Here is a 22,469-nt window from a genome sequence, read left to right on the forward strand (position 1 = left end):
TCCCCCTTTACTGATTCTTGGCTTTTTCAAACACTTCATCGATGGTTCCCACAAACAGGAAATAACTCTCAGGAATGTCATCACACTCACCGTTAAGGATCATTCTGAATCCTCTCAGCGTCTCCTTCAGCGGAACATATTTACCAGGCATACCTGTGAACTGTTCTGCTACGGAGAAGCTCTGTGACAGGAATCTCTGAACCTTACGTGCACGGCTTACAGTACGTTTGTCTTCCTCTGACAACTCATCCATACCCATGATGGCAATAATGTCCTGAAGTTCTTTGTAACGCTGAAGAACCCTCTGTACTGATCTGGCAATCTCATAATGCTCTGTTCCTACGATCTCAGGTGAAAGGATACGGCTTGTGGAATCCAACGGATCAACAGCCGGATAAATACCCTGGCTGGAAATCTCACGGGAAAGTACAGTTGTTGCATCCAGATGTGAGAATGTAGTTGCAGGAGCCGGGTCAGTCAGGTCATCGGCAGGCACATATACCGCCTGTACAGATGTGATGGAACCCTTTCTTGTAGAAGTAATTCGTTCCTGCAGGTTACCCATTTCAGTTGCCAGTGTGGGCTGATAACCTACGGCTGAAGGCATACGTCCCAGAAGAGCAGACACCTCGGAACCTGCCTGTGTAAAACGGAAAATATTGTCAATAAAGAGGAGCACATCCTGGTTCTTCTCATCACGAAAGTATTCCGCCATGGTAAGTCCGGAAAGTCCAACTCTCATACGTGCTCCGGGCGGCTCGTTCATCTGACCGTAAACCAGAGCAGTCTTGTCGATAACTCCACTTTCTTTCATTTCATTGTAAAGATCATTTCCCTCACGTGTACGCTCTCCTACACCTGTAAATACGGAAAGTCCGCCGTGTGCAGTTGCTACATTGTGGATCAGCTCCATGATAAGAACTGTTTTTCCTACACCTGCACCACCGAAAAGACCGATCTTACCACCCTTTGCATAAGGGCAGATCAGGTCAACGACCTTGATTCCTGTCTCCAGGATTTCTGTTGCAGGCATCTGTTCTTCATAAGAAGGAGCCTGACGATGGATAGACCAGCGTTCCTTTGCCTCCGGTGCCGGAAGATTATCTACCGGATCACCCAGAAGGTTAAATACTCGTCCCAGGCATTCCTCACCTACAGGAACGGAAATTGGACCACCTGTATCCAGAGCTTTGGCACCGCGCACCAGACCGTCAGTAGAATTCATGGCAATACATCTTACCACATCATCACCAACCTGCTGTGCAACCTCGGCAACCAGCTTTGCGCCATCATTATCAATCTCTATGGCATTGAGAAGAGGCGGCAGTTCATCGTGCGCAAAGCGGATATCCAGTACCGGACCGATAACCTGCACTACCTCGCCAATGTGTTTTTCACTCATGTTAGTAATCTCCTATCTGTTGGAAATTATATTAAAGACCTTCTGCACCTGCAACAATCTCCGTGATCTCCTGCGTGATGCTTGCCTGACGCGCTCTGTTGTAATAAAGGTTGAGCTGATCAATCATCTCTTCCGCATTACTTGTGGCAGCGTCCATAGCCATACGTCTGGCTGCCAGTTCACTTGCGGTACTTTCGCAGATACCACCATAAACCAGTCCTGCCAGATATTCCGGAACAATGGCATCAAATACTGTCTCTCCGTCCGGTTCATAGAGGATCAGATTCTTCGTCTCTATCTTACCGCCGCTTTCCTCTCTGATATCAGTCATAGGAAGCATGGAAAATACCTCCGGCTGCTGAGAAAGCATGGAATTAAAGACAGTATAGCATAATTCAATATGACCAAAGGTTCCTTTTCGAAATTCCGTGCAGAGCATATTTGCCATCTCAAAACAGTCCGCCACAGAAATACTTCCCACTTCTGCAAACTGTTCTGTCAGAGCTTCAATCTCTCTCTGGCAGAAATATTCTACTGCTTTCTTTCCAACCGGCAGAACCATGTAGTCCTTACCTTCAGCAGAAGCCTCCAGACATTTGAAAAGGTTTGCATTATATCCGCCTGCCAGTCCTCTGTCACCTGCGATCACTACATAGCAGGTTTTATTGTTGGAAGACTCTTTCGCATAAACGGATGAGAAATCTGTATTCTCCCTTGCAATCTCTTTCAATGTCTCATGAAGTTCTGTAAAGTACGGACGGCATACCTCTGCACGTTCCTTTGCCTTACGCAGTTTGGAGGATGCTACAAGCTCCATGGCCTTGGTAATCTGCATAGTACTCTGTACACTCTTGATACGCAGCTTTACCGCTTTCATATTCGAAGCCATACGATACCCTCCTAATCACTTTATTTCTCAGGTCTTGTATTCAGGAAGTTCTCTGTATACGCATCCAGTACGCTGCGAAGCTTCTGCTCTGTTTCCTGCTCCAGCTTACCTGTTGAGCGGATCTCCTGCATAACCTCTACGCCTGCTGCATCTGTATCCAGATAGGTATATAATCCTGATTCATATACATTTACATCTTCAACTTTTACTGATTCCAGAACACCCTTTGTAACCGCATAAAGGATTGCAACCTGCTTCTCTACAGGAACCGGTGCATTCTGGTTCTGTTTCAGAACTTCCACAATACGTGCACCCTGTTCCAGACGTGCCTTTGTATCAGCATCCAGATCAGAGCCAAACTGTGCGAAGCTCTGCAGCTCACGGTACTGGGAATAGATCAGTTTCAGTGTTCCTGCTACCTTCTTCATTGCCTTGATCTGCGCATCACCACCAACTCGTGATACGGAGATACCCGGGTTTACAGCAGGCATGATTCCTGAATGGAATAACTCTGTCTCCAGGAATATCTGTCCGTCTGTAATAGAAATAACGTTAGTAGGAATATAGGCAGATACGTCACCAGCCTGTGTTTCAATGATCGGCAGTGCTGTCATGGAACCGCCGCCATGTTCATCATCCAGCTTTGCTGCACGTTCCAGAAGTCTGGAATGCAGATAGAAAACATCACCCGGATATGCCTCACGTCCAGGCGGACGACGAATCAGCAGGGAAAGTGCACGGTATGCAACTGCATGCTTACTTAAATCATCATAAATGATCAGCACATCTTTTCCCTTATTCATAAAGTACTCGCCCATTGCACATCCTGAATAGGGTGCGATATACTGCAGTGGACTTGACTCAGATGCTGTAGCTGCCACAACAATAGTATAATCCATTGCGCCGTTTCTGGTCAGGTTCTCTACTAATGTAGCTACTGTGGAACGTTTCTGCCCGATGGCTACATAAATACAGATCACATCTTTTCCCTTCTGGTTAATAATGGTATCTGTGGCAATGGTAGTTTTACCGGTCTGACGGTCACCGATGATCAATTCTCGCTGTCCACGTCCGATGGGGATCATGGAGTCGATGGCTTTGATACCGGTCTGGAGAGGCTGATATACAGATCTTCTCTCACAGATTCCAGGTGCCTTGCTCTCGATTGGCCGGAATTCTTTTGTATCAATCGGGCCTGCTCCGTCAATTGGCTGTCCCAGTGCATTTACAACACGTCCAACCATAGCGTCGCCTACAGGTACAGACACCACCTTGCCTGTACGCTTTACGGTCTGACCCTCACCAATATTCTCATCTGAACCAAAGATTACGATAGAGACACTGTTCTCCTCCAGGTTCTGTGCCATACCAAAGCTTCCGTCCTCAAATTCCAGAAGCTCTCCTGACATACAGTTTACCAGTCCACTGGCTCTGGCGATACCGTCACCAACCATAAGGATCGTACCTGTCTCATTCTGTTGAATGGCATTTTCGTAATATTTTATCTGGCTTCGGATGACCTTGGATATTTCCTCAGGTTTTAATTGCATGTTTCCATTCCATCCTTTTATATTCTATTATTTTGCGCTGTCTGAATTAAAAAATTCAAAAATCTTTCATATCCATATGTCAAATACCCATACAATACGATTCTCAAATCTGGAATCCAGTTCCTTATACTACCATTTCATTCAGTTTCTTGGAAATACCGGAAATACGGCTCTGTACAGTACCGTCGAGCTGCACGCCCTCCAGTTCCACGCGAAGTCCGCCAAGGACGGATGCATCGGTCTTCTGGACCAGATACACTTTCTTTTCGCTTATCTTCTCAAGCTTCGCTTTCAGAGCTTCCATCTGAGTTTCACTGAGCTTCACTGCACTTGTCACTACTGCTTCTGCAATTCCATGTGCACTGTTATAGCGTCGGATAAACTCTTCGCAGCATCCGGCAAATTCTCTCAGAATCTTGCGCTCACACAATAATTTCATGAAATTCACCAGATATCTCTCTGCTTGCGCTCCGAAAGCCTCTTCGATCATCTTGAGTCTCTCTTCTTCAGGAATTGCCGGTTCTCCCAGCAATTTCAGATATCCCGGATTTTCCCTGAAAATCTGTCTGATCGCGATCATCTGCTCCATGATCTGTCCATCGAGCTTTTCTTCAGCGGCAAGGTCATACAGACTTCCGCCGTAAACTCTGGCAGTTTTTGTCATGATGCCTCACCCACATTCTCAATAAACTCGTCAATCAGTTTTGCATGATCTTCTTCATTAATTTCGCGCTCGATCACTTTTCCGGCAATCTCAACAGCCATACCGCCGATTTCTCCCTTGATCTCGTTGACTGCCTTACGTTTCTCCTGAGCAATGTCTTTCTCTGCCTTCTCTTTCATGGCAGTTACCTGACTGGAAGCCTCCTTAAGCATCTCTTCACTCTGGATAGCGGCTGTTTTCTGAGCTGTCATCACAATGTCGTTTGCTTTATTCTTGGCTTCCTGCATATTCTTTTCATATTCTGCTTTCATTGCCTGGGCTTCTTCCTTTGCCTTCACTGCATCCTGAATCTCTGCGTCTGCTTTCGCTTTACGCTTGTCCAGCATCTCATTGATCGGCTTGAAGAGGAAACGTTTGATCAGATATACCTGAATAAAAAGGTTGCAAATCGTCGCTATAAAATTCCACGGCACAATTCCAACTAATTCCTGTACCTGCATGTTTGTAACCTCCTGTCTATACTTATGCGGACCATCTTACGGCTGCTGCCGGGATCATCCACAAGTTCCATATTGATGCCACTTAATCTGTTATATCCGGCATCTTGGCTGTTTTTTATCAGCTCAGGAAGTTCATGAACATACCAGGTGCAACAAAGATAAGTAACAGACCGGTAACGAAACCGTAGATACCGGTTGTCTCTGCAATCGCACATCCAAGAAGCATGGTAGAAGTTACGTCGCCTTTGCACTCAGGCTGACGTCCGATTGCTTCCAGTGCTTTCGCTACTGCGTTACCTTCACCAATACCAGGGCCGATACCTGCGATAAGTGAACATCCTGCTCCAATTGCACAACCTGCTAATGCGATACCTTTTGCCAGTAACTGAAAATCCATAGTAAAACCCTCCTGTTAAATAATAATCTGCAGCTTTTTCCCCTTTGCTGCGGTATTTTATTTCTTCTGCTGTACTTTTTCAGCAGTCTTTTGGTTACCACCGCTGCCATTTCGCTCCTGCAGTGATACGGCCATAACCACGATCAACGGAAATCCCCTTTGTATCTTCCGCTAAAGTTTCTGCTACTCTTCTGCTGCGTTTGCAATATACATTACAGTCAGCATACAGAAAATGAACGCCTGCATGATTCCTGAAAACCAGTCAAAGTAGACGGACAGGATTGCAGGTACACCGACATCAAGAATCGGTATCTGTGACAGTACATCTCCCACTAAGCCAGGGATCAGTCCCAGAAGTGCGGAACTTGCAACTGCCAGTGCTCCATAAATAAGACCATTGATTACTACACCGGAAAGGATATTTCCAAAGTGACGACACGCCATACTGACGGGTGTTGCCAGTTCAGAAAGAATATTAAACGGTGTCATAACCGGGATCGGGGTTGTAAATCCTTTGAGATAGCCGCCAAATCCGCTGGTCTTGATCTTCTGTGCTGTGATCATGATGAAGACCACAACTGCCCATGCTGCCTCAGTTGAGAGGTCTGCTGTAGGGCTTCGAAGTCCCACAAGACTGATCAGGTTGGAAACAACACTTGTTGCAAAAAGTGCTGCAACAAATGGTATCAGGTATCTGAATTTCTCACCCATATTTCCGATTACAAAGCTGTTGGCTTTCTCCACAATGAGCTCAGCCACTGCCTGGCGCTTGGAAATATTCTCTTCTTTCAGATCGTGGGTGAGCCAGATACATAATCCTGTGATCAGAATCATAACCAGCCAGCTTATCACCATAGTTTCACTGATTCTTAATGGTCCAAGAAAAGGCACATCGATCGGCAACGTAAAGAATATCCTTGCCCCGGTAATATCCAACTCCATACTCTTTATTCACCTCCTGTCTTTACCGGTACTGTTTTCCGGTTTGATGAAACAGATATTTGTAATCTGCTGTTACTTCTTAGTATGAAAAATCCCTGCAATTTTAATTCCTGTTCCAGGAAATAAAAGAGGAACAATTCCAGCTACGAAATGAAAGCACGGAGCAACGATCGCGATGATCACCCAGAGCATCTGCAGTAAGGTTCTCTGGGAATAACTTGCCTTGATCCTCATTCTTGCAGTATCCTCATCAACTGCTGACGCTGCCTTCTGCACTGCAAGCCCCATAAAAAAGAAATTCAGGACCGCAACTGCTCCACCTGCAATCCCTCCCAGAAATATCGTATAGTCAAACGGTACCTTGCCTGGCATAAAAAGATGAAGTATTCCAAATACGACCCACATCAGTATGACCCCAATTCCTGTCATCATCATTACTCTTCCGGTCTCTTTCTTTACTGCCGGCTGCACATGATTCAATATACGCTCCATATAACTTTCTTTCTGCCTCCTGTGATGTTTTATAAATGTCTGTTAAAAGATATTTTATTTTTTTTCTTCTTATTCTCTTTCATCTGCTGTTTATTTATGGAAAGATAAAACTTATACGCCACTGTCACAGAGCCGCCCATTCCAAAGAAAAAACCGGGGATGAAAATCCAGCTCCCGACTCCTGTTTTCGAAACGATCAGCCAGCAGACCGCCAGACACAGCAGAAGCGGTGTGATAAGAGACAGTCCAAGCTGCGACAACATGGTGACATTTCTAAGGATCTCTGACCATTGTTTCATTCTTATCTCCTTTTTGCTTAATTTTTGCATATATTTTTTAGAATTTATAGTCAAATTTTACCATATATTCTTTAAAATTACAATCTCACCAGGCAATTTCATCAATTTTTTTGTCAATCCAATATTTTTTTGTTATTTTTGTGTCGTGTATGTGATTATATCATCAATATATATTTTTTTATATAGCCAAAATCTCCTGTCTGTCTATATTTAATCATATAAATCATTACTGTTTACATATTAAAAGCCTGTCCGAAAAACTTTGTTATATCACAGGAATATTACGGAATCTTTTTGCGAGTACAAAAAAAGCACGAAAACAATTCCTCACTGTTTTCATGCTTTCTCTTTCGTATATAAGTCTTATTCTACGTGTAATTCTATTCTGTATACAAATATGAACCGTACTCCGGATCATCCAGGCTGTCTGCGTCAATCCATGCAGGACTGCTCAGTACATTTTTCTCGATCACAACAGATTTCTTCGGCGCTGTTGTTTCAGCAGCTGCCCAGATTGTCTGATATCCCATGGCATATGGCTGCTGGGAAACAGTTCCCAGTTCCTCTCCGTTGCGGATCGCTTCCTGCTGTTTAGTAGTTGCATCAACACCTACCAGAGCCGGCGCATCATATTCGTCACTCTTCTCCAGGTCCAGATACATCTCTGTAATATCCGCATTGGTACAGAATACTCCATCCAGTTCCGGATATTTATCCAGAGTTTCCTGCATGGCAGTCTTCATATCGTCTACCTGGTCGGAATAGATGATTTCTACCACTTCAATATCTCCATAATTTCCGATATTATTTAAAAATCCCGAAACTCTGTCCTGTACACTCTTCGTCTTCTCCTGCGCGGAAAAAACTGCAACCCTGCCCACTTTACCGATACTTCTTCCCAGTTCATAGGCTGCCATTTTTCCAACCTGGAAATTATCGGTTCCACGGTATGCTTTTATCAGTTTCTTCTCCGATACATTGGAATCAAAAGCAACTACCGGAATTCCATTTTCCTTCGCATTCTCAAGCTGCGCCTGACAGGAATCCATATCCCCGGCTGAGATACACAGCACATCCGGGTTCTCTGCAAGTACCGCATCTATAGTATTGATCTGGCTTTCTACGTCCTCTTCATTATCAGGTCCCTCGAAGGTCATGGTGATCTGGTCATCTTTCTTGAAACTGTAAGCATCATTGATCGCTTTTACAGCATCTTCCATCCCCTTCTTCACCTGTTTCCAGTATTCGCCCTTCGTGGACTTACTTACCACTGCAATTCTGGCTCCGGACTGAATCTCTACGTCTGTATCAATTTCAGGAATTAACGGACTATTATCCTCATCCTCTACAGCCTCTGCTTCTGAATCAGCTTCCTCGATGGCATCTGCCACCAGGGGCTGGATCGTTTCCTCTACTTCCGCCTTACTACATCCGGCAAACATAGCTGCTGCCGCAAAACACATTACTGCTGCCGCCAATTTTCTCATTTTTCAATCTCCTCTTCCTGAAAATGCGAGTGTCTTTTTACTCCGAACAGCATTTGTTACTCTACAACTTCCTTTCTACATTATACACATTTTACAGGTTTCGTCCAGAGATTTTACACTTTTTTCACTTTTTATCCACATATCCTTCCATGTCAAAAGCCTTAAAACCTTCTCCCGCCGGTCTTACCCGAAACTGCATCTTCTTGCCAGTCAGCGGATGTCTGATCTCCAGCGCTGCGGAACACAGGCATAAAGGTTCCTGTCCTGTTTTCTCAGGATTATATTTGCGGTCTCCCACCAAAGGCATTCCGGCATTTGCCATCTGCACACGGATCTGATGGTGACGCCCTGTCTCCAGTCTGATTTCCAGAAGATTCCTCATCTCATCGACAGTTTCCTTAGTCTCCAGAAGTTTCCAGTAAAGCATAGCCTTTTTCGCACCGTCTGTTCCTTCCTTTACTGCCCGGGAGGTATTCGTCCTGCCGTCTTTCTTCAGCCAGTCCTCCAGTTCCCCCTCTTTTCCCGGCAGGTCGCCTGCAGTCACCGCCAGATAAGTCTTACGGATCTGTCCTGAAGTCATCTGCCTGTTCAATGCAGCCGCAGCTTTCGGATTCAAGGCAAAAACAACCACTCCTTCCACCGGCTGATCCAGTCGATGGATCACACCCAGATAGGGCATTTTCCCCGGCTGTTTCCGGGCAATATAATTCTTCAGCAGGCTCTCCAGATCCATATTTCCCACACCTGCACTCTGCACAGCGATCCCCGCCGGTTTATGGCAGACCAGTATCTCCTTATCTTCATAAATAATATAATCTCTCACATCTTTGATCCACATAAAAAAACTCTCCTTTTATGGAGAGTATAACGTAATCTCAAACTTCCTGCAACGAAAGTTTTCCAGATTATGAGGACGTCAAAGACGGTCATCACTTTTTACTTTTCCAGATTTCAAAAATGATGACCGTCTCAATGTTCTTCGTTATTCAATTTATTTTCCTCTTAGTATTCTTTCTATCTTATTATAGATTACTTTATAGAGTTCTGTATTCAATTTTTAATATAAAGATAAATTTTATGATTCTCTGATTCCCTGCTCATAATCCATATGATAATACTATCACTGGTTTTACTTAGAAAGTTTTATAGATTTAAATTATAATTTCACGGATTATAATTTAGATTTTATTTCGAAATATCGGATACACTTTTTCTCTCTATTCGTGATAAGCAATCATAAACCTAACTTCTTAGATTCCCAACTGTTTATTTATCCATTGTACTTTAACAGTTTCCAGAACACAAATGGCAGATGTTCCAATCCTCTTTGTAAAGTATCATTTGAAAAAGTACCTTAATATTTCTTATGTAATATCCCCGTACCTTTATGTACTCTCGATATTCTTCCGGTGCAAAGTTTCGATCTATATCCTCACTAATCTGATATACATCTCAGGATATCGTTCTCACCAACAATTTCTATGTTCCCCGAATCTCATCTTCCGGGCCAACTATTGAGCTGAGGGTTATACCCTTCAGAAAAATATTTCTTTACATATTCACTGAAATCTCTGTACCAGGTCCATGACGGTTGTTCAATATAAGATATCGCTTCTATAATCACCTAGGATACAATTTACTTTCCAAATCTGTGCGTATAATTCAATGGAAAATAATATTTCTTCACTTCAGAATGTATCCGGTCTTTCTCGCAGGAAACGCGACACCCATCATTCTTATATTGAGAATATTCACTAACTACTGTCCCAACGGAATCACCCAGCTCCTTTCTCACCTTTCATCCTTATTCATTGTAACTTATATAAATTATATATACTATGAATTGAATGAATTTCTTATTTAATTTCTCTGTTCCTTTGATGTACTTATCATACCACCCTCCCTCAAATTTGTCAATACATTTATTCGTATTTTTAATTATTTTTTATTATATTTTCTATTATTTCTGTATTAATTTCATAATATTTTCATATATTTCATATTTTTCAGACTTTTCATTCTATTGCCTTACACGTGGCGTCCCATAGGAACACGTCCCTATTGGTTCATTGGCGCCAAAAGCGCGGTCACCCCAAAGGCAACCGCGCTTCAACAAACACCCTATTTCCTATTATAATTAATCAAACATCCTTTAAGAATAATCTCCCTCTCATCATCCGTAAGCTCCCCAAGAGCCACCTCAAACTCCTTAAGACCATTCTCTCCAACAACAAACCCTCTGATCACATCATCCTTTTCTTCAACCGCCTTCCGGATCTCCGGGAAGAACAGATAATCTCCATTATTAAACGGCAATTCCCCTTCCTTGATCAGGAACGGAAGCATACCCCAGTTGATCAGATTGGAACGATATCTCTTCGTCGCATACTCATTGGCAATATTTGCCCAGCCGCCAAGCACCTTCTGGCAGGAAGCAGCCTGCTCACGTGCAGAACCATCTCCTGGTTTCACCGCAAAGATCGTACTTCCAACTCCCAGATTCTCCTTATTCACATCTGGATAATCCTTCTTGATCACATCCATCACAGGTTTCAGTTCCGGAAGAGCCTCTGCCGGACATTTTCCATCCTGGATCGCTTTCTGTGCCTTCTGAACCTCTTTCGCACGACCCACATAAGCAGGATCCTTTCTGGACAAAGTAAACTCAGCCAGTCCCAGCGGATTGGAACGATAAGAAGAAGTTTCACCGGACGGGATCAATTCATCTGTAGTAGTAACCGGATCATGGATTTCAGATACTACTTTCACGATCAAGTTCTCAGGTAAAGCTGCCATCTCCGGCCAGTCCTTGATATTCGGACCAAACTGGATCTCTACGCTTGGATCAGCCACACCTTTGCTGTCAAATACACGCTTCTCATAGATTGTCTTATCAAAGAAATATTTCTGACCTGTATAACCACCTGTATATTCCTCCGCAGAAGTCAGGAATCCTTTATTCGCTGCAGTAGCAGCAATAGAACGGGCATCCATCAGAGCTACAGAAGAAATCTGGCCATTCTGGATCTTGGAACCTTCACGGTTCGGGAAGTTTCTGGTTGTATGACGAATACTCAAAGCATTATTGGCCGGAGTATCACCTGCGCCGAAGCACGGACCGCAGAATGCCGTTTTCACAACTGCTCCTGTAGCCAACAAATCAGCCAGAACACCATTTTTCGCAAGTTCCATATAGATCGGTGTACTTGCCGGATATACACTTAAAGTAAACGCATCTGCACCAATGCTGCTTCCTCTCAGGATATCCGCAGCAGCACAGATATTCTCGAATCCACCACCTGCACAGCCTGCGATGATTCCCTGCTCTACATATAATTTACCGTCAATTACCTTGTCTCTTAATGTGTACGGGATTTTTCCATCCAGACTTACCTGCGCCTTTTTCTCTACATCAGCAAGAATATCATCCAGGTTGGCTTTCAGCTCATCAATGGTATATGTATTGCTTGGATGGAACGGCATAGCGATCATTGGTTTGATCTCACTCAGATCGATTTCCACACATCCATCGTAATAAGCTACATCACCCGGTTTCAGTTCTTTATAATCTTCACTTCTTCCGTGGATCTCATAGAACTCCCGAATCTTCTCATCTGTCTGCCAGATAGAAGACAGACAGGTTGTCTCAGTAGTCATAACATCCACACCGATACGGAAGTCTGCACTTAAATTAGCAACACCAGGTCCCACAAATTCCATTACTTTATTCTTCACATAACCGTTGGCAAAAACTTTTCCGATAATGGCAAGGGCTACGTCCTGCGGTCCTACGCCCGGACGAGGAGATCCTGTCAGATAAATGGCAACTACACCCGGCATATTGATATCATATGTCTGTGAAAGAAGCTGTTTAACCAGCTCAGGGCCGCCCTCTCCCATAGCCATGGTTCCCAGCGCACCATATCTGGTATGGCTGTCTGATCCCAGGATCATTTTGCCCCCTGCGGCAAGCATCTCTCTGGCGAACTGGTGAATTACTGCCTGATGAGGCGGAACATATACGCCGCCGTATTTCTTCGCACAGGTAAGTCCAAACATATGATCATCTTCATTGATGGTTCCGCCAACTGCGCAAAGGGAATTATGACAGTTGGTCAGTACATAAGGAACCGGGAATTTCTCAAGTCCTGAAGCACGTGCTGTCTGAATAATACCTACAAATGTAATATCATGAGAAGTCAGTTTATCAAATTTGATCTGGAGCTTTTCCATATTTCCGGAAGTATTATGAGATTCCAGGATAGAATAGGCGATGGTATTTTTCGCAGCTTCTTCTCTGGAAACCAGGATATCTGCCTGAGCCTCCGGTACGATTTTCTGGCCATTCATCAAATAGACACCGGTATCGTATAATTTCATTGTGTATCCTCCATTGTCGTTTTTTTGCATAGCCAATAAATACTTTGGCACGCTAATTTGCAGAAATATAAATTTATTATAGAGTATTTAAGAAGAATAATCAAGTACCATGTACCCTCGCCAGACATGAAAAGGGTAAAAAAAACCCTGGAAAGTAAGGAGTTCCACACTTTCCAGGGGATTGATAAATATCAGCCTTTAACAGCTCCTGATACCATACCTTTGATGATCTCTTTACTGAATGCAAAGTAAAGAACAACTACAGGCGCCATAGTGATCAGCATGGCTGCCATCTGTTTCGGATAGTCAGAAGCGAACTGTCCTTTGAACTGTGTCAGTGCCAGTGGTACTGTCTGCAGTCCTACGTCTTTCAGAAGAACCAGGGCGAATGAGAATTCATTCCAGCAACTGAATACCTGAATGATCGCGATAGTTGTAAGAATCGGGCGGCAGATTGGAAGAATAATAGTCCATAAAGTATGGGTAAAGTTACTTCCGTCAATCGCTGCAGCCTCTTCCAGTGAAACCGGAATTGTTTTTACATAACCTTCTACCAGGAAAATACCGATCGGAAGACCGAAAGATACGTATGGAAGAAGAAGTGTAAACCATCTGTTGTTGATTCCACATCTCTGGAATACTACATAAATAGGAACCAGAAGGGAATGAATCGGGATCAGCATACCCATCAGGAACATTACATACAGGATACGGTTCAGTTTGAAATGTACACGTGCCAGAATGTAACCTACAATGAAGCTGAATATAATGATAAGAACAATGGAAATCACAGTTGTTCTTACACTGTTCATCATAGACTGACCCAGATGATAATCTTTATTGCTGAGGATCTTTATGTAGTTGATCAGTGTAGGATTCTTTGGCAGACCCATGATGTCTGCATTAAATACACGTTTCTCTTTCAGAGAAGAATATGCCATCCACACGATCGGGAAAATACAGGAAAGGGAGAAGATGATCAGGATTACATTCATGATCACTGACGCGATCCCTTTTCTCACTTTATGAGTTTTAGGTACTGCGTTTGTATTCATAATCTTATGCCTCCTTTTCCCTGGTCAGATACTTAATGATGCCCTGTGATCCACCGATAACGATCAGTGACAATACGAAGATTGCTACGGAAATACAGCTACCATAACCCATGTTACTCTGGCTGAATGAAATCTGATATCCATACATCGCCATAACCATGGAAGCTGTACCTGGACCACCTTTTGTCATAACATAAATATTATCGAAAGCTTTCATATTACCTGCTACGCAAAGGGTAATACAAACAAGCATTGTGTTCTTAATCAACGGCAGAGTAATGTACCATGCTGTCTGGATACCATTAGCTCCGTCAATCTGTGCACTTTCAAAAATTTCTGTATCAATAGAAGAAATAGCAGAAAGAATAATTACCATATAATAACCAATGAACTGCCAGATCAGAGGAATCGTTACGCAAAGCATAACAATGTCTGAATTATTCAGCCAAACCTGACAGAGATCCGGTCTGCCGATAGCTTTCAGAAACCAGTTGATCAGACCATATTTGTTATGATAGATCATGTTCCAGATCAAACCAATACATACAGCTGCGATCGTACTTGGGAAGAAACCGAATGTACGATGCATTCCTTTCAGTTTCGTGGATTTCGCATTTACCATAAGTACCAGGATAAACGCAATACCAACCTGTCCGATGATACAAGCGATTACCAGATAAATATTATGTCCAAATGACTGCCAGAATGTGGAATCATGAATCAGCTGAACATAGTTTGTCAATCCGTTAAATGTCTTCTGCGGGCCGCCTTTCCATTCGAAAAAGCTGTATACAAGTGCTGTTACCAATGGAACAAATACTGTGAAAACAAACATGGCAACAGGCAGACACAAATATAAGAAAAGCGTCTTCTTTTTAGGTTTAATTGTAGTCAACATACGCTGTACCTCTCTTTCATAACCACACAAAACCGTTCCGCCCACCACTGTGGGCAGAACGGTCAGTGTTTATAGATTTATATTTCTTTCAAATCTATTAATAGTTCTCTTCGTATGCTTTCTGAGCATCTGCTGCTACATCTTCCGGAGACATTTCACCATTCATCATAGTCTGGAGGTCTGTGTTAAGAACATCCCATACAGCGCTGTTGATGTAGGAATCATAGATTTCACATTTTGTTGTGTCAACATAAGAATAGTTGTAGAAATCCTGTGTTATCTGGTCAAATTTGCTCAGGTCAACATCGTCTGTCTTTGTTAATCCACTCAGTGCATAGTTCTCTGCTACATATGTAGAGAATGCAGGTCCTGTAACTTCCTGTGCAAGATCGATAGCTGCTGCTAATTTATCAGGATCATCAGCAACCTTAGGATTGATTGCTACTGCATATCCAAGACCAATGTTCTGAGAATCAGGATCTTCTGTTGCATCTGCAGGCTGTGGAAGAACTGCAAATCCGATGTTATTGAATTTCTCTTCGTCACTGTCTTTCAGAGTTGCTGCGATGTAAGATTCATCCCAGTTACCGCCGATGAATGCTGCTGCATCACCAGAGATGTAGTATTCACGAGCGTCTTCGTTTGTTACAGAGTTATAATCTTCATTAAAGATATCTGTTTCTGTGAACAGATGCTGTGTTTCTGTAAGAGCCTTTACAAATGCTTCATCTGTAAATGCGGCACCGCTCTTGTCAATTAAGCTCTGGAACCAATCTTTACCGGTGTATCTGTCACCTAATGTTGATAACCAGTCACTGTTTGCCTGCCATTTACCGCCGTTACCAAATGCGATTGTATCAATGCCCTGATCTTTGAAATATTCGGATGCTTTTTCAACATCTTCCCATGTTGATGGGAATTCATCGTATCCGGCTTCTTTCCACATTGCTTTATCATAGATAACTACTGTACAGGTACCACCTGTCAGTACAGGATATCCATAAAGTTTGTCGCCATCTTTAAATGGTGTAAAGTAATCCTGATCATACTGATCATAGTACGGAGAAGCTTTAATGGTATCTGTCAGATCCATGATCAGTCCCTGCTCAGCCCATGCTTTTGTGTTCATACCCTGAAGTAAGAATACGTCCGGAAGGTTATCTGCTGCTGCAAGAGTAGCGATCTGAGTCTTGTACTCAGCGTTTGCAAGTACGTTCTCGTTCAGTGTGATATCCGGATGAGCTTCCTGCCATGCAGCTAATACTGTACGGAATCCATCAGAACCGCCATTTCCTTCTGATTCCTCAGATGTGGAATAATGCATGATCTCCAGCTCGCCCTTGTAAGCCAGATCGCTCTTAGCAACATCTGTTGCTGCGCTAACGCCTACAGCACCTACCATTGATGTAACTGTTGCTGTTGCCAGGGCAACTGCCATAATCTTTTTTTTCATTGTGTGTCCTCCTTTTAAATTAAAAATAATTTCGTTCGTGTGGAGATGTCTCTCAATTTACTTTCGAAACACTCTTTTCGATTAAGCTTTTTTTGAATTGAATTTACTTAATCGTTTTCTTTCCTTTATTAAACAGCAGTTTACCCAATTTGTCAATGGGTTTTTTGCTTAAATTATGCGGTTTGTATAATCTGCTACATATTTAGTCTATGTTTTTGGTTATTTATTCTTAACAGATTTTCGTATTCTTTTGTTTGTTTTTTATTTTTTTCGACATTTTGCGTATTTTTACTCTGTTTTGCAAACTTTAACGTAATCGTTTTCGTTAATAATTTAGCGCATTTTCTCCATAATTCCTACTGCTGCACCCAGATTTCCTCCATTTGCCAGAAGTTCCCTGACTTTTCTCTGAAGTGAAGTATTTTCGGGCAATTCCTGTACCGGAGTATCCGCTTTCGCACCAAAGAGCCATTCCATGTATTCTTTGTCATCCGGAAGATCCTCTAAGATGCGAAAACGTTTTTGAAATTTCGCGATATTTGATGTCTCTTTTACAATCTCGCCCAGCCTCGGGGAAAGAAGCCAGGATTCGCAGAAATATTCCACATCTTTATAATCAGGATAAAACTCTGCCATAAATTCTTCTGCCTGCTTCAGGGATTCATCCACTTTCTCCGGCGTAAATTCCGCATCCGATGGAATATGAACACTCACTGCATTTCTGCCCTGGGACTGTGTCAGCTCATACTCCAGCTCCCCGATCCTGAAAAGCACCATATTAATCTGACGGTGAGTCCACCAGCCGCGATCGAATTCCGCCTTACCGGTTCTATCCTTGCATTCCTTAATGAAACGGGTGAAACACTTCATGGTGTCTGTGAAGATTTTCTCGTCTATTCCCTTGTTCAGGTATTTTGTGTGAGTTTCGCAGACACGTAGGAGTTGGGAGGTGAGGTCAGCGGGGACGGTGTTTTTGTTTTGGGCTTTCATTTGTTTTTCTTCATCCAATACTCTTTCGGTGACATCCTGTGGAAGATTGATTTCTTTGCATAATTCTGATAATTTCATGAAATGAGCTCCTTTTCTGTAAATGCTTGATTTTTTCTATATTCTATTGTGAGGTGTGGGCAACTGGTATATCAGGGTAGAAATCCTGTATAATTTCTGTAGTCCACCGAGGCTGGAAAATCTGTCTCATAAAATAAAAATCCTACCCTGCAGAGGAATCATTGGTATTAACGCAAGACTCTCTGTCGGATAGAATTTGTTTATTTATTATGTGGGACAGTGAAAAGGCCAGAAAACTCCGTCCCTATTAATCTAATTTAATCAGAAAATTGTATGGAATCCCCTGATGAAGGTTAAGAATATCTTCTGTGCAAACAATCTCACCATCATCCGGAGCATAATAAATACTTTTCACCATTTTACTACTGTTCAACGCATAACGGCCGGTAATACCCGGAGTAGACCGAACCATAATCCATTTCTTTTTTCCACTCACCCTTAAAGTTGTCATTTCTTCAGTCTTTATCTCTGCCGGATCTTTACTTCCCAAAACGACACTCTTAGTATCTTCAAATATTTTTCCGGTTGCAGGTTCATTTAGCGTAGCATGATAGATTCTCCGAACAGTTTTTTCTGACTCTTTTTCATCCTCATACTTCACATCCAGATCATATTGCCCATTCGATTTATCCAATATTTTTTCTGATCCATCTGAATATATAAGCGTCACTGAATAAACCTTAAGAGTATTTAAGTATTTCGCAAACCTAGCTGGAACAGTTTCCAGATCCTGATCCAGTTCCAGTTTTACAGAAGTGAGTATTACTTCTTCCGATTCGCTCTGATCCTGTGAATCTGTCGAATATCCACTGTCTGAATCTCCTGTCTCTTCTTCTGCAGGTGTTTCATTCTTTTGATTCTGCCCGGTTACTATCCTCGATGTATACCCAAGTTTTTCATAGTTCTCTGCATTGAAAATTGTAAGAACATAATCTGAAGAAGGCTTCAAATTTAAACAAAGCTCTGTGTCATTTTCATTAAAATCCATTATATCCTGCACAGGTTCCTGATCCACTACGCTGTTCTTCTCCGAATCAAAGAGGTACAAAACCACATCTGATTCTCTCAATACCTGATTAAAAGAAATTGTATACGTCACTTCTGAATCGTTTTTGATATGAAGAAGATAAAGATCACTGTAAGAATTCAATAAGAAAATATTCTCCTGTTCCTGAACGGGTAAAAAATCTGAAAATGGCATAACTACACTTTTTTGCGGAAGTACAATCTCTGTCTGTTCCTCTATGGTGTTCTCCGTATTTCCTTCAGCATCTATAATATCCTGAAAATCCTGTGTTTCTTCAACATTCTGATTTTCTGCATTTCCGTATGCTGTATCTTCTGTATTTTCCTCTCCATCCGGCAGTCCGGCAATATCCTGATCTGTTGTATCTTCCGGTTCTGTGTCTTCATCTGCCGAAAATTCCTCAGCCATTACAACCATCCCTGTATTTACATTCATTGCATTTATCATAAATCCGTAAGATAACAAAACTGCCCCCATACGAAGAAGCGACTTTTTCTTCACCCTTGATCATCTCCTAAATCATTCATCATATTAATAGGATAATAACATTTTTTCTTTCATTTTACAAGAATGCTGATTTCATTATCCTACCACGAAATGAACAAAGCCCCTCCATTTGCGTCTGGATAAGTTCTTCCCGACAGCCAATAAAAATTATGAGGACAGGGGCAGCACTGCCGCTATTTTTGTTTGAACACATCTGATAAATCTACTGTTCTTTTTCCATCTTTGGACTTGCCGAAAAACAGTCATCCGGTATTTTCGTCAGACTTTCCGGCATATCTACCTGCTCCAGATTATCACAGAAGGAAGCAAATGCTGACGGTAATTCCGTTATCCCTTCACCCAATGTGATCTTTTTGATTTTTGATCCGGAAAAGGTTCCGAATCCTTCGAAAATACATTCCTTTCCAAAGACAGCTTCCTCAAATCCAGTGTCCATGAAGCAACAGCCTTTTACTGTTGAACCATCTCCTATATGTATGTATCCCCCGGCTCCTGCCCCACTGAAAGCGGAATCCCAAAGATAATTTTCACTGGCAGGCAGTTCCACGTCTCTCAAGGCTACACAATCTCTGAATGCAGATCCGTCAATTTCTACTGCCTGATTACCAAAAACCACAGTTTCCAGACTGGTACAGCCTGAAAAAGCATAGCCTCCAATCCAGGTCAGAGAATCCGGAAGTGTTATTTTTTTCAGACCGGTGCAGCCCTCAAATGCTGAAACATCAATATAGCGCATTCCCTCCGGAACTTCAACAGAAGTAATCTTTGTATTATCCTTAAATGCCAGTCTAGCAACACCATTCATTACCGTGTCTTCAATGCTGGAAGGCAGAACAAGCTCCGTTCCTTCTCCTGTATAACCACTCAGCTCCTCATAGCCATTTTTCTCATAGCCGCCATTATCCTGCTGTTCCTCCTCAAGCTGTTCCAGGTCAATCTCCAGACTTTCCAGCAATGTTTTCATCTCTTCCCTGTCCAGGAATTTCCAGAGTTCTTCTTCCAGACAATCAGGAATGCTCACCAGTATGCTTAAAATATACTGATCTGTCAGATCTCTGTAAAGAGTAATGTCTCCTTCCTCCCTGCGGCATGCCACATAGTAATGGCTTTCTCCCACATCTGTTTCTTTTATTTCTCCGTCTGCCTTTCTTTCTGCATTTTTCTTTGCATCCGGGAAGTGGACGATCTGAATATTCAGGTTACCCTCATAAGCACAATGAATCTTTCCATTCACAAAGAACTCTGCATATTCTCTGCCCTGCCACCGGGTTGGCAGTTTCACGGAAATTCCTTTGGCAGTCACCTCTTCATACTCAATTCCTTCCTGGAATTTTATTCCCTTCATCACAGTCTGTATCAGCTTATCTTCCATCACAGTATAGATATCATCAAAACGCTCTGTTGTTTTTACTTCAATCTTCAGACCATCCCAGTTTCCTACATAATGATCCTCATATTTCAGAATTGCAGCATATTCTCCGCTTCCCAGATATACTGCAGTCTGATCCGGTCCGTTTTTAGCTTCATCCAGATTAGAGCTGAATACAATTGCATTCATACCGCTGATGGTGGTTTCTTCTGTTTTTACCTGCTTTGCGCCTCCTTCACGGGCATTCTGTGCATATTCAAGCTCCGTAATGCGATTAGAAAGCTGTCCCGCTGTTATGGGAGCAAGTGTCATTGTCCATTTCCCATCTGGATCTGTAAATTCCAGATAGCTCTCTTTTTCTGTCGGTTCTTCTGCTTCATAGGGAAGAGTAACCGTAAATTTCCCCTCCACATAATCATATTCTTTATACTCCGGCAGCGGTGTGGGTGTTGCCGTAGGTGCAGGAGTTGCTGTGGGCGCTGCTTCTTCAGGCTTTTTCTCACCACATGCACACAAAAGACAAACACACAAAAATACAATCGGAAGCATCACTCTTTTTAAACTTTTCATAGCTTTCTCCTTTCTGAATCCTTCCTTTAGTTACATAACCATTTTCCTCCTCTCACTCATAGAGCTTTTATCATGAGTTAAGGCGCTGTCCGCAATATTCACAATTGCTCAGACGTCCTTTTATTACCTGATTTTTTGCACCGCAGCTGGCACAGGTAACTGTAATATAAATCTTTTCATTTACACGTCTGTTTGGTGCAGTAATCATAATATAATTTCCTTCTCTGTCTATCTGGATATTCCGGATATATCCCCTGGCAATAAATTTTTCCAGATTTTTTACTGCACCTTTTCCCAGCTCCTGTTCAAGTTTTTCAAATGAGACCGTATTCTGGGCATAAGATTCAAACCAGCAGGCAATTTCCCTGGCTTTTTTCTTCCGTAATGCTTTCTGAACTTCCCTGAAAGTCGGATATAAAAATAACAGACAGAGCAGAATCTCTGTTGCTGCCATTCCCCAGCGTCCTTCACCAATATACTTCTCCGATGCACCAATGGCTCCCAGGGAGAAAAGTATGCAGAAGCCACAAAGAACCCACTTCAGTTTCCCCAACACCCCTGCTTTTTTATTTTTTTCTGTCAAAAAATCATTCATGTCTGTTTCCTCTTTCTCTGATTAATCAAAATTCTATAATATGTTGGTGAAGCTTCTGTCAGCCTGCCCCCAGCAGAATCCATGCATCACCTGACGGATCATAATAATAAACCACATTGTCTCCTACTGCATAATAATGTTCTTTTGTAAAATGATCCTCGTGATCCGTTCCCAGAACAAATACCGGACAATTTCTTCCTTCAATGTACTCCTCAGTACCTGTATACCACAAAGACATCCCAAGACCAAGGTAATAGCTGACTTCATCTGTTTCTGAAAGCTGTTCTCTGGCAATCCTGATATCCAGTTCCGAATCATACCCGGGATCACACTCATCCCAATTATAATATATGGAGAAATCATAGCAGTGAGTTTCTGCTGCAAGATGACCATCCTTTAACGACACCATCGGATGGTATTGCACACTCATATTCTGCTTCTGTACAGAAACCATCACATTGGAATGAATCTCACTCACATTGCAGCGCAGGATAATGATTTCATTCTCCTGCCCCGTATAATATGGGGCATTCAGATCATCCAGATATTCCCCTTCTTCCGTAGGCTGAGCCGGATAAACGCTGACCCTGCAGTCATCCCCCGGGACAATGGCATAAATTTCATATCCCCCTGCATCAACCACTGTTCCATCCTGTAAAAAAGGATACGCAGCTGCCACTTCTCCCTGTCTGGTATATTCAAGTATCTCTGCTGCCTCTGCACCTTCATAGGTATATCCCAGAAATGCCATTCCGGCCTGACATTCATTTTCCCTGATAATGTCCTGCAGAATTGCCAGATTCTCATCTGCCCCAGGTGCTCTGGCAAATACTTCTCTCATACCTCCGCCATGGATACCAACAGAAAACAGTACCGCACAAATACATACAACAACCGAATATTTTTTCATACTCTCATCTCCCTT

At 42.6% G+C, this 22,469-nt stretch carries 20 protein-coding genes; all 20 read right to left on the reverse strand.

The window, feature by feature from the left end; translation table 11 throughout:
* Positions 1 to 7: 7 nt before the first annotated feature.
* The gene (atpD, locus tag R8695_RS14820; protein ID WP_008704959.1) at positions 8 to 1,402 is read right to left on the reverse strand and encodes a F0F1 ATP synthase subunit beta; all 1,395 of its coding nucleotides are present in this window, start codon (positions 1,400 to 1,402) and stop codon (positions 8 to 10) included.
* 31 nt (positions 1,403 to 1,433) lie between these two features.
* On the reverse strand, positions 1,434 to 2,291 hold the full coding sequence (gene atpG, locus R8695_RS14825; RefSeq protein WP_154779560.1) for an ATP synthase F1 subunit gamma: 858 nt from the start codon (positions 2,289 to 2,291) through the stop codon (positions 1,434 to 1,436).
* Positions 2,292 to 2,311: 20 nt separating this feature from the next.
* Entirely contained in the window at positions 2,312 to 3,841 is a 1,530-nt protein-coding gene (gene atpA / locus R8695_RS14830; RefSeq protein ID WP_008704965.1) for a F0F1 ATP synthase subunit alpha, read from the reverse strand.
* A gap of 124 nt (positions 3,842 to 3,965) precedes the next feature.
* Positions 3,966 to 4,505, reverse strand: coding sequence for an ATP synthase F1 subunit delta (gene atpH / locus R8695_RS14835; RefSeq protein WP_118511608.1), 540 nt, complete (start codon positions 4,503 to 4,505; stop codon positions 3,966 to 3,968).
* Positions 4,502 to 5,005, reverse strand: a complete 504-nt coding sequence (gene atpF, locus R8695_RS14840; RefSeq protein WP_118511606.1) for a F0F1 ATP synthase subunit B — start codon at positions 5,003 to 5,005, stop codon at positions 4,502 to 4,504. Before atpF ends, atpH begins: the two co-directional genes overlap by 4 nt.
* 118 nt (positions 5,006 to 5,123) lie before the next feature.
* Positions 5,124 to 5,402: an ATP synthase F0 subunit C gene (gene atpE / locus R8695_RS14845; protein WP_117674865.1), complete on the reverse strand. Its 279-nt coding sequence runs from the start codon at positions 5,400 to 5,402 to the stop codon at positions 5,124 to 5,126.
* A gap of 183 nt (positions 5,403 to 5,585) precedes the next feature.
* Positions 5,586 to 6,344, reverse strand: coding sequence for a F0F1 ATP synthase subunit A (locus R8695_RS14850; RefSeq protein ID WP_118511604.1), 759 nt, complete (start codon positions 6,342 to 6,344; stop codon positions 5,586 to 5,588).
* Positions 6,345 to 6,416: 72 nt separating this feature from the next.
* Positions 6,417 to 6,836 (reverse strand): hypothetical protein, encoded by a 420-nt coding sequence (locus R8695_RS14855; protein WP_154779559.1) that lies wholly within the window; start codon positions 6,834 to 6,836, stop codon positions 6,417 to 6,419.
* 29 nt (positions 6,837 to 6,865) lie between these two features.
* Complete coding sequence (locus tag R8695_RS14860; protein ID WP_118511600.1) at positions 6,866 to 7,135, reverse strand: AtpZ/AtpI family protein; 270 nt, start codon at positions 7,133 to 7,135, stop codon at positions 6,866 to 6,868.
* A gap of 380 nt (positions 7,136 to 7,515) precedes the next feature.
* Positions 7,516 to 8,622 (reverse strand): substrate-binding domain-containing protein, encoded by a 1,107-nt coding sequence (locus R8695_RS14865; protein ID WP_154779558.1) that lies wholly within the window; start codon positions 8,620 to 8,622, stop codon positions 7,516 to 7,518.
* 124 nt (positions 8,623 to 8,746) lie between these two features.
* Positions 8,747 to 9,460: an RluA family pseudouridine synthase gene (locus tag R8695_RS14870; RefSeq protein WP_154779557.1), complete on the reverse strand. Its 714-nt coding sequence runs from the start codon at positions 9,458 to 9,460 to the stop codon at positions 8,747 to 8,749.
* A 1,283-nt stretch (positions 9,461 to 10,743) separates the two neighbouring features.
* Positions 10,744 to 13,002, reverse strand: coding sequence for a hydratase (locus R8695_RS14875; protein WP_118511594.1), 2,259 nt, complete (start codon positions 13,000 to 13,002; stop codon positions 10,744 to 10,746).
* Positions 13,003 to 13,193: 191 nt separating this feature from the next.
* The gene (locus R8695_RS14880; RefSeq protein ID WP_118511592.1) at positions 13,194 to 14,057 is read right to left on the reverse strand and encodes a carbohydrate ABC transporter permease; all 864 of its coding nucleotides are present in this window, start codon (positions 14,055 to 14,057) and stop codon (positions 13,194 to 13,196) included.
* A 4-nt stretch (positions 14,058 to 14,061) separates the two neighbouring features.
* On the reverse strand, positions 14,062 to 14,955 hold the full coding sequence (locus R8695_RS14885; RefSeq protein WP_154779556.1) for a carbohydrate ABC transporter permease: 894 nt from the start codon (positions 14,953 to 14,955) through the stop codon (positions 14,062 to 14,064).
* Between the two features lie 97 nt (positions 14,956 to 15,052).
* Positions 15,053 to 16,408 (reverse strand): ABC transporter substrate-binding protein, encoded by a 1,356-nt coding sequence (locus R8695_RS14890; protein ID WP_154779555.1) that lies wholly within the window; start codon positions 16,406 to 16,408, stop codon positions 15,053 to 15,055.
* 333 nt (positions 16,409 to 16,741) lie between these two features.
* Positions 16,742 to 17,476 (reverse strand): acyltransferase domain-containing protein, encoded by a 735-nt coding sequence (locus R8695_RS14895; RefSeq protein ID WP_154779554.1) that lies wholly within the window; start codon positions 17,474 to 17,476, stop codon positions 16,742 to 16,744.
* Positions 17,477 to 17,723: 247 nt separating this feature from the next.
* Complete coding sequence (locus R8695_RS14900) at positions 17,724 to 19,004, reverse strand: hypothetical protein (RefSeq protein WP_154779553.1); 1,281 nt, start codon at positions 19,002 to 19,004, stop codon at positions 17,724 to 17,726.
* Between the two features lie 208 nt (positions 19,005 to 19,212).
* Positions 19,213 to 20,949, reverse strand: coding sequence for a leucine-rich repeat domain-containing protein (locus R8695_RS14905; RefSeq protein ID WP_154779552.1), 1,737 nt, complete (start codon positions 20,947 to 20,949; stop codon positions 19,213 to 19,215).
* Between the two features lie 70 nt (positions 20,950 to 21,019).
* Positions 21,020 to 21,544 carry a hypothetical protein gene (locus R8695_RS14910; protein ID WP_154779551.1) on the reverse strand — a complete coding sequence of 175 codons (525 nt, stop codon included), beginning with the start codon at positions 21,542 to 21,544 and terminating at the stop codon, positions 21,020 to 21,022.
* Positions 21,545 to 21,602: 58 nt separating this feature from the next.
* Positions 21,603 to 22,454 (reverse strand): hypothetical protein, encoded by an 852-nt coding sequence (locus R8695_RS14915; RefSeq protein ID WP_154779550.1) that lies wholly within the window; start codon positions 22,452 to 22,454, stop codon positions 21,603 to 21,605.
* Positions 22,455 to 22,469 lie beyond the last annotated feature (15 nt).

Source organism: Blautia luti (assembly GCF_033096465.1).
In the GTDB taxonomy this organism is placed as follows: Bacteria; Bacillota; Clostridia; order Lachnospirales; family Lachnospiraceae; genus Blautia_A; species Blautia_A luti.

Excerpts from the sequence above, each read along its gene's own strand:
- atpF (WP_118511606.1), bottom strand. The coding sequence starts at position 5,005 with ATGCAGGTACAGGAATTAGTTGGAATTGTGCCGTGGAATTTTATAGCG.
- atpE (WP_117674865.1), bottom strand. The coding sequence starts at position 5,402 with ATGGATTTTCAGTTACTGGCAAAAGGTATCGCATTAGCAGGTTGTGCA.
- atpH (WP_118511608.1), bottom strand. The coding sequence starts at position 4,505 with ATGACAAAAACTGCCAGAGTTTACGGCGGAAGTCTGTATGACCTTGCC.
- R8695_RS14890 (WP_154779555.1), bottom strand. The coding sequence starts at position 16,408 with ATGAAAAAAAAGATTATGGCAGTTGCCCTGGCAACAGCAACAGTTACA.
- R8695_RS14850 (WP_118511604.1), bottom strand. The coding sequence starts at position 6,344 with ATGGAGTTGGATATTACCGGGGCAAGGATATTCTTTACGTTGCCGATC.
- R8695_RS14895 (WP_154779554.1), bottom strand. The coding sequence starts at position 17,476 with ATGAAATTATCAGAATTATGCAAAGAAATCAATCTTCCACAGGATGTC.
- R8695_RS14865 (WP_154779558.1), bottom strand. The coding sequence starts at position 8,622 with ATGAGAAAATTGGCGGCAGCAGTAATGTGTTTTGCGGCAGCAGCTATG.
- atpG (WP_154779560.1), bottom strand. The coding sequence starts at position 2,291 with ATGGCTTCGAATATGAAAGCGGTAAAGCTGCGTATCAAGAGTGTACAG.
- R8695_RS14915 (WP_154779550.1), bottom strand. The coding sequence starts at position 22,454 with ATGAAAAAATATTCGGTTGTTGTATGTATTTGTGCGGTACTGTTTTCT.
- R8695_RS14880 (WP_118511592.1), bottom strand. The coding sequence starts at position 14,057 with ATGAATACAAACGCAGTACCTAAAACTCATAAAGTGAGAAAAGGGATC.
- atpA (WP_008704965.1), bottom strand. The coding sequence starts at position 3,841 with ATGCAATTAAAACCTGAGGAAATATCCAAGGTCATCCGAAGCCAGATA.
- R8695_RS14885 (WP_154779556.1), bottom strand. The coding sequence starts at position 14,955 with ATGTTGACTACAATTAAACCTAAAAAGAAGACGCTTTTCTTATATTTG.
- R8695_RS14905 (WP_154779552.1), bottom strand. The coding sequence starts at position 20,949 with ATGAAAAGTTTAAAAAGAGTGATGCTTCCGATTGTATTTTTGTGTGTT.
- R8695_RS14870 (WP_154779557.1), bottom strand. The coding sequence starts at position 9,460 with ATGTGGATCAAAGATGTGAGAGATTATATTATTTATGAAGATAAGGAG.
- R8695_RS14875 (WP_118511594.1), bottom strand. The coding sequence starts at position 13,002 with ATGAAATTATACGATACCGGTGTCTATTTGATGAATGGCCAGAAAATC.
- atpD (WP_008704959.1), bottom strand. The coding sequence starts at position 1,402 with ATGAGTGAAAAACACATTGGCGAGGTAGTGCAGGTTATCGGTCCGGTA.
- R8695_RS14855 (WP_154779559.1), bottom strand. The coding sequence starts at position 6,836 with ATGGAGCGTATATTGAATCATGTGCAGCCGGCAGTAAAGAAAGAGACC.
- R8695_RS14910 (WP_154779551.1), bottom strand. The coding sequence starts at position 21,544 with ATGAATGATTTTTTGACAGAAAAAAATAAAAAAGCAGGGGTGTTGGGG.
- R8695_RS14860 (WP_118511600.1), bottom strand. The coding sequence starts at position 7,135 with ATGAAACAATGGTCAGAGATCCTTAGAAATGTCACCATGTTGTCGCAG.